Here is an 8,464-nt window from a genome sequence, read left to right as displayed (position 1 = left end):
TTTGCCCAACAATAGCTCAAAACCTCTGCCCTAGTATTTCTGAGTATTTATACTCATCGCAAAAGTGACACGCTCCCTGGCCGATCAGTTTCGCCCAAGGTCAACAATCACCAACAGCGCCACCGAAATATATCTAATTCATCTGCGTTAATCTGTGTTTATCTGCCCTCATCTGCGGTAAAAAAAAGAGAATGTATTAACCGCCCCGGACAATGGATTGACGCTGATTCACCCAGATAAAGAGAGGTAGAGACGTTTATTCTTTCATTTTCCCTGAAACATCATTACTCTTTCAGCAATGCTGTTGGTTGATGGTGGTGCCGCTTACAAAACTTGCTTGGGGGCGATCGGAATTTCAATAATAAACTCGCTGCCCTCTCCTGGTGCAGAAACGCACGTCAATTTTCCGCCGTGAGAACTGACAACAATCGAGTGAGAAATAGACAATCCCAAACCTGTTCCCGAACCCACGGGCTTAGTTGTAAAAAATGGATCGAATATCTTGTGCAGCACCTCAGTGCTCATCCCTGGCCCGCTGTCAGCAATTCTAATTATGGCAGAATTCCTGTCAGTCACCTCTGTAGAAATTGTAATCGTAGGCTGTTGATGAGAGTTTTCCGGGCAATCTCTTGCTACGAGGAGAGCATCGATCGCATTTGTCAAAATATTCATAAATACCTGATTCAACTGAGACGCATAACAAGTAATTAGTGGTAGCGTGCTGTAATTTTTAATCACCTCAATTCCCAAACGCCCGCCCTCTTTTCTCAGGCGCGGTTGCAGCAACATCACCGTACTGTCGATGCCTTGATGGATATCTACCGACTTCATTTGCGCTTCGTCGAGGCGCGAGAAATTCCGCAAGCTTAGCACAATATCCCGGATTCTTTCCGCTCCTACTTTCATGGAATCCAGCAGCTTTTGCAAATCCTCGCTCAAGAATTCCAGCTCAATTGTTTCTATTTCTTCTAGAATTTCATCCACAGGTTCTGGATAGTGCTGCTGATAAAGCTCAATCAATTTTAGCAAGTCTTTAACGTATTCGCTAGCCGGATTAAGATTGCCATAGATGAAACTTACAGGATTATTAATTTCGTGAGCTACACCAGCGACCATTTGCCCCAAACTAGACATTTTTTCCGTTTGGATTAATTGAGCTTGAGTTAGTTTAAGTTCCCGCAAAGTGTGTTCTAAACGCTCGTTTTTTTCATTTAACTCCTGCGTCCGTTCTTGCACTTTCTGTTCCACCGAATTGTAAAGTAGAGCATTTTCCAAAGAAATAGCAACTTGGGAAGAAAGCAACCTTAAAACTTCCAATCTGTGGGGAGTAAATGCTCCGACAGTCAAATTGTTTTCTAAATAAAGAATGCCGATCAGTTTGCCTTGATTGATGATGGGAGTACACAAAATAGATTGCAGTTGGTGTTTAGCGATGTAAGGATCGGCTGTGAATAGTCCCTCAGCCGCCGCATTGCTCAACACCAAATCCGAGCGAGTCCTTTCCACATAATTAATCACCGTCACAGGTAAATCATGATAGTCTCCAACAGGCGTAAATTGCAGCACAGCTACATCTTCAGCAAATACTGACGCCTTAGCTGAAATCAACAGTTTACCATCTCTAACTAAAATCAGAAAACCTAATTGAGCACCCGCATTTTCCAAAGATATTCTCATCAAAGAAGCCAGCAACTTATCGAGGACAATTTCGCTAGAAATCGCCAGAGATGCTTTCATTACCGTTGCCAAATCCAGCACTCTAGCATCGCTGCCAGTAGAAGTATGAATAGTTGTGGTAGTTTGATTGTTGTTAAAACTGCCGTTGATTGGCGTCATTTCCCGCAACTGCGGATACTTCTGTTCTAAATCTTCTACTTTGCGAACTGCACCCCAGCGCAAGTAGCACGAGTGAGCTTCACGCAAGTGGATTTTGGCATATTGATACTTGCCTTTACTCAACCAAAACTTAGCTGCTAGTTCATTAGCTAGCGCTTCATTTTGGACAAACTCATTGTCTTGGGCTAAATTTATAGAGAAATCGTACAGTTCTACAGCTTCGGAATCTTTCTTGGAAATTCGGGCTATTTCTGCTTGTACTAAAAGGTACTTGTGCAGAAAATTTTCGGCACAGTTGTCTGCCCAAATTTTCATCTGTTTTTGGTTTTCCTCTAATTTTTCCAAGTATTCCTTTTGCTTGTCTTCGGAAACATTTGGGAAAACGGCGGCTAAAGTTAGAGAAAAGAAAAAATTCCATTCAGTAGCGGGTATCGCTCCGGTAATAAAAGATAGCTGTTTTTCTACTTCAAAAGCTAGTTGTAGCGCTTCGTTGAAGTTGCCGTACCAGTACATTACCTGGCATTTGCGAATCTGATAAAGGCAGAGCGAGTACAAATTTTGATGAACTTGACAGTTGTGTACGTATTCAGCTTCGCTGATATCTTCGCTTTCAAATACAAACTTTTCAGGAGTTAGTTTGCTCAAGTTACGCAGGATTAACTCTACTCCTAATAAGATATCGGTTACGAGCTGATTTTTGGTTTTTTGGCTGAACTGCAAATACCTGCTTGTGTCGGCCAGAATTTGCGAGATTTCTTTACCTTGAAAAAATGAGTTAGCTATGCGGTTGGACAGGATATAACCCGCATACTCTAAATCTCCTGATTCTAAAGCTGCTTGATATCCTTCATTGCTAATCGCGTGGGAATCTTTGATGTGATTGAACCAGTAATAAAAAATACTGACCAAGGATGAACAAGCTCTGCACTTCAAGCCGATATTGCCAGATTTTTCGCTGAGATTCAGCGAGAGCAAGCCGAATTGATACGCAGCTTTGTAATCTCCCGAAACTGCGTTTAAGAACATACCGTAGCCAGCATAGCAAAGAGAGGCTTCGGGTACTAAACCGTATTGTAGAGAAAGATTGACTCCTTTTAAAACGCTGACTTTCCACAAGTCGGGATTTTTGAGGTACGCCGATGTCAGCAAGTTGGTAATTAATTTGACTGCAACTTTTTTGTCGGGTACAGTCATTTCGGGGGCATCAATTAGGGAAGCTATTTCTCTACCTGCTAAAATATTTGTGGCTGCTGCAAATTCTTCGGATATGACTTTTTGTAGCCCGTCTAGCGGTAAGTCAATGCCTAGCAAGTCCAAAGCTGTGATTCCGGCTTTAACGGCTTCTTCGTACTTCGCCCGCAGGGTGTACTGCACGATCAGCAGGTTGTAAATTTCTACCTTTTCTAAGGCCGATCGCGCTTTTTCCAAAGTTATATTAATAAATTCTTCAGACTTCTCGAAAAAACCGTTTAAATACTCAACATTTGCCCGCTCCATGTGCAAGGCAAAGGCTAAGTCGTAGTGGGCATCCCAAATATCGGCACTCAAACCGTCCATGCCTGCGGTTAAATACTGCAAGGCAGCAACATAAGCAGTGGCATCTTTGGCTCTGCGGGCCGCGTCTAAATTCAGCGTTGCCAGTTCAATTAATTCTCGATCGTCTCTAATTAGCGATCGAGCCACATTCAAGTGATCGACTAATTCAAAGATTCTGTCAGCGCGATATTCAGCCGGGGTGTTTTCTAGGATTTGCCTGCCTATTTTCAGGTGAACTGCCTTTTTTTGCGAGTCGTCGATCAGAGCGTAAGCTGCTTGCTGTACGCGATCGTGCAAAAATTTATAATTCAGAATTAATAGCGGAAACAGCACGTAATCTAATGACTTGCTTTCCAATTCAGAAGTTGGCAGAATCAGTCCCGACTTAATCGCCGGCAACAGGTGAGAAAAAGTTTCCGAGGCTTCTTTTTCATGAATTAAAGAAAGAGTATTCAAGTCAAATTCGTTGCCCAAACAAGCCACCAAACGCAAAACTTGCTGCGTTGAACTTGGCAGTTTTCTCAATTTTTGTACCATCAAATCTACTACATTGTCAGTGATGGCGCACTGCTCTATTTGAGTCATATCCCAATGCCAGCCGCCCTTGCTACCCGACTGTGGCGGGTGAAAAACTAGCAGGTTTTCCTGATACAATGTTTGCAGGAATTGATTGACAAAAAAAGGATTACCGTCGGTTTTACTGATTACTAATTCAGCTAAGGGTTTGACAGATTCTCGATCGCTGTGCAAAGTCTCCGCAATCAAATGAGTTATGTTTTCCACCCCCAGCGGCGACAAAGCAATCTGATTAATGATAGCTTCCTGATTTCGCAGCGTCTCCACAGTCATCATTAAAGGATGAGTAGGACTAACTTCATTATCCCGATAAGCACCAATTAAAAACAGATATTGCGTAGCTTCATCTGTCATCATCAATTCGATCAATTTGAGAGTAGCAGAATCAGCCCACTGCAAATCGTCGAGAAAAATGACCAGCGGATGTTCTGGCTGGCAAAATACACGAATGAAATTTTGAAATACTAAATTAAAGCGGTTCAGAGATTCCGTCGGCCCCAATTCAGATACAGGAGACTGAGCTCCGACAATTAGTTCAACTTCGGGGATGACATCAATAATAATTTGCCCGTTTTGACCGAAGGAAGTGCGGAGTTTTTCGCGCCAAACTGCTAATTGAGCCTCGCTTTCAGTTAACAGTTGCCGCACCAATTCCGAAAAAGCGCTGACAACGGCAGAGTAAGGAATAGTTCGCTTGTACTGGTCAAACTTTCCCCAAATAAAATATCCACGTCTGCGGGTAATAGGTTTGTCTAAAATCTTCACCATTGCAGATTTGCCAATGCCGGAATAACCGGCAATCAGCATCATCTCGCTGCGGGATTTATGCTGTCCTCTTCCCAGGACTGACAAGGGAATTTCTTTTTTCGATTTGCTCTCTTTTTTGATGACAGAAATTTGAGAATTGTCGGTGCGGTAGCCTCGATTATTTGTTGCTGCCACCCGCTCAAATGCCGCTAAAAGAGTTTCAACTTCTCGCTGTCTGCCGTAAAGTTTTTGAGGTATTTGAAATTTGTCGGAAATATCTTGGATGCCAAGAGGAAAATCGGAAACAAACCCAGATGTTTGCCACTGAAACAGGCAGGATTCCAAATCTGCTTTTAGTCCCCAAGCACTTTGATAGCGCTCTTCAGCGGTTTTTGCTAACAATTTCATCACAATATCTGAAACAGCTTTAGGAATTTCTGGGGCTATTTCAGCGAGAGGTACTGGCTGTTTGGCTATGTGACAGTGAACTAACTCCATGGGATCTGTAGTGGGAAAAGGAAGTTGTCCTGCCAGGATTTCATAGAATGTCACGCCGAGGGAATAAAAGTCGGTTCGGTAATCGACTACCCGGTTCATTCTGCCAGTTTGTTCGGGCGACATATAGGCTAAAGTGCCTTCTAAAAAATTAGGATTTTTATTGGGAATATTTTCTAGGTTGGATGCAGTTGAGATGCTGAAATCTATTAGTTTTACTTGTCCTGTAGCAGGATTAAAAACTATATTAGAGGGATTTATATCTTTATGAATTACATTTTTTCCGTGAATTTCGCCCAAAGTTTCAGCAACTTTGATAGCCGTAGTCAGAAATCCTAAAATAGTAAATTTTTGGGAACCCATAAATATTTTTAAAGATTCCCCGCCAAAATCTTCTAAGATCATTGCCAGACTATTTCTAACCTGTTGCAACTTATACACTTTCACAACTCCGTCCAACAGGCTTAAGTTGGCAGTGATCTCATATTCGCGCTTGTATCTATTCAGTTCTTCAGGAGTCGGATAGTCTTCTTTGATAAGTTTGATAATAACAGGTTGGTTGTTCTGCTCGTTGTGGCCGCGGTAAACCAGGGAAGTGCTGCTTTCATAAATGAGAGCGAGAACTGCAACGCCGGGAATTGCCATCATAGTTGGGTTCTCTCAAATTAGGTGTGCTTGGTCAATGTTACAGGAGTTACGCGCGGCGGGCTAGAAACCGGGTTCCTTCGTTGCTAGTCGTTGACAAACCCAAGATTTTTTCGTATAAACCGGGTTTCTTTTCGTAAATCCTCTGTTATTCTTCATTATCGCTCAAGAGCTATCTTTTGGGATGTGTGGGAAAGCAGGCCTTGACAACAAAGAGCTACTGCTGACAAAAGCGCCCTGGGGCTTTCGTCACCTCAGCAGTTAGGTAAACAAAATCACAAATACAGGATTTGTGCAAGGATTTACTCTAATGCTCGATCGCCATTCTGACAACTAAATCATCTCGGATTCTAAGCAATCGCTTGACTTTAGTGGAGCCTCACCACATCTCGTGAAAATACGCAAGTGCTGGAAGATTTATTTTTCTCGGCGATCGCGCACGAATTTGGGGTGCTTCAAAAAAACGACCGGTGCAAATCTTAACTATAATTCGCTACCGAGGCGCTGAGGGAAGTAAGTGTTGCTTCGGAATCTGAAATTTCCTTCAGTTCTATCTATTTTGACCGATCGATTAACAATACTAACTGACAATCAAGCATCCAGGATACAAGCCCCCGGATTCATTCCTTCGCAGACTCAGGACCCAGAAATAAAAAACCTGTATCCGATAAAGAAACCCCCGAATTTATCCGTGGAGTCAATGCTTCCATTCTTTAATCTAAAATCTAAAATCTAAAATCGATTGACCGTTTGAACAGAGTAAATTTGACAAAAAATGCCGAATTATTGCACCTTGTCTGGTGCGCGGCAGCGAACTCTAGGGCGATAGGATTTGCCTAGCTCTGAAGAAAATTGGAGAAAAGATTAAGAATTATTGCCATAAAAGCAAGGTCAATTTGTTGGAATTACGGGCCAAATCCTAAGCAGCCAAGGCTTTTGAGCATTTACCACATCTGGAAATCATCAGAAAGTTACTATTTCTAAAGGATTCATCCGGTGAGAAAATCAGAAACAACCTTAAAATTTAGCAGTAATCGCCCGATCGGGCAATTCTCAACCAGCACCAGGAAAAATACCTATGAAATTGGCTTATTGGATGTACGCAGGCCCAGCCCACATCGGCACTCTGCGCGTTGCGACTTCCTTCAAAAACGTCCATGCGATCATGCACGCACCGATTGGAGACGACTATTTCAACGTCATGCGTTCCATGCTGGAGAGGGAACGGGATTTCACCCCGGTGACTACCAGCGTCGTTGACAGACACGTACTGGCGCGGGGTTCGCAGGAACGGGTGGTGGACAACATCACCCGCAAGGACAGAGAAGAACACCCAGATTTAATCGTGCTCACCCCGACTTGCACCTCCAGTATTCTGCAAGAAGACTTGGAAAACTTCGTGGAACGAGCTCAATTGGATGCTAAAGGCGATGTATTGCTGGCGGATGTTAACCATTACCGCGTTAACGAACTGCAAGCAGCCGATCGCACTTTGGATCAAATCGTCCAATTTTACATTAACAAAGCCCGCAAAAAAGGCGATTTAGTAGAAGCCAAAAGCGAAAAACCATCTGTCAACATTATCGGTATGTCTACCCTGGGTTTCCACAACCAGCACGACTGCACCGAGTTGAAGCGTTTGATGGCTGATTTGGGCATTGAAGTCAACGAAGTTATTCCCGAAGGTGCTTCGGTTCATAACTTAAAAAGACTGCCCCGCGCTTGGTTTAACTTGGTTCCTTATCGGGAATTGGGGATGATGACCGGCGAGTATTTGCAAAAAGAATTCGGTACGCCGATGGTGGATATTACGCCGATGGGTGTGGTGGAAACTGCGCGCTGTATCCGCAAGATTCAGCAAGTTTTGAATGCTCAAGGTGCGGATGTTGATTACGAAAATTTTATTGACCAACAAACTCGATTTGTGTCGCAGGCTGCTTGGTTTTCGCGATCGATCGACTGCCAAAACTTAACGGGCAAAAAAGCCGTCGTATTTGGCGATAATACCCACGCTGCGGCGATGACGAAGATTTTGGCTCGCGAGATGGGAATCCACGTTGTGTGGGCTGGAACCTACTGCAAACACGATGCTGATTGGTTCCGGGAACAGGTAAGCGAGTATTGCGATGAAGTGCTGGTGACGGATGATCACGGGGCGATCGGAGATGCGATCGCCAAAGCGGAACCTTCGGCAATTTTCGGTACACAAATGGAACGCCACGTGGGTAAGCGGTTGGATATTCCCTGCGGCGTAATTGCTGCACCGATTCACGTCCAAAATTTCCCGATCGGCTACAAGCCATTTTTGGGTTATGAAGGTACGAATCAGTGCGTAGATTTGGTCTACAATTCCTTCACTTTGGGAATGGAAGACCACTTGCTGGAAATCTTCGGCGGCCACGATACCAAGGAAGTGATTACGAAGGGTATTTCGGCTGATTCTGATATGGGTTGGACGAAGGATGGACAGGCTGAGTTGAATAAAATCCCTGGTTTTGTGCGGGGTAAGGTGAAGCGGAATACTGAGAAGTTCGCGCGCGATCGGGGGATTGATAAGATTACCGTTGAGGTGCTGTACGCAGCGAAGGAATCTGTCGGGGCTTAGTTAATTGGGTAAGGGCATCTCTTG

2 protein-coding genes are annotated in these 8,464 nt (G+C 43.8%); one reads left to right on the top strand and one right to left on the bottom strand.

Annotation, left to right across the window (positions count from 1 at the left end; all coding sequences use genetic code 11):
• Positions 1-324: 324 nt before the first annotated feature.
• The gene (locus tag QUA90_RS26235) at positions 325-5,838 is read right to left on the bottom strand and encodes an AAA family ATPase (protein WP_333331911.1); all 5,514 of its coding nucleotides are present in this window, start codon (positions 5,836-5,838) and stop codon (positions 325-327) included.
• A 1,075-nt stretch (positions 5,839-6,913) separates the two neighbouring features.
• Here QUA90_RS26235 and bchB point away from each other — a divergent pair.
• The gene (gene bchB, locus QUA90_RS26230; protein WP_242723164.1) at positions 6,914-8,440 is read left to right on the top strand and encodes a ferredoxin:protochlorophyllide reductase (ATP-dependent) subunit B; all 1,527 of its coding nucleotides are present in this window, start codon (positions 6,914-6,916) and stop codon (positions 8,438-8,440) included.
• Positions 8,441-8,464: the final 24 nt, after the last annotated feature.

Source organism: Microcoleus sp. D3_18_C4 (genome assembly GCF_036702355.1).
Lineage (GTDB): Bacteria > Cyanobacteriota > Cyanobacteriia > Cyanobacteriales > Microcoleaceae > Microcoleus.
Note: the sequence above shows the minus strand (reverse complement) of the source record. Positions and strands in the feature narration are given on the sequence as shown.

Coding starts and splice junctions, on each gene's coding strand:
- QUA90_RS26235 (WP_333331911.1), bottom strand. CDS start 5,838: ATGATGGCAATTCCCGGCGTTGCAGTTCTCGCTCTCATTTATGAAAGC.
- bchB (WP_242723164.1), top strand. CDS start 6,914: ATGAAATTGGCTTATTGGATGTACGCAGGCCCAGCCCACATCGGCACT.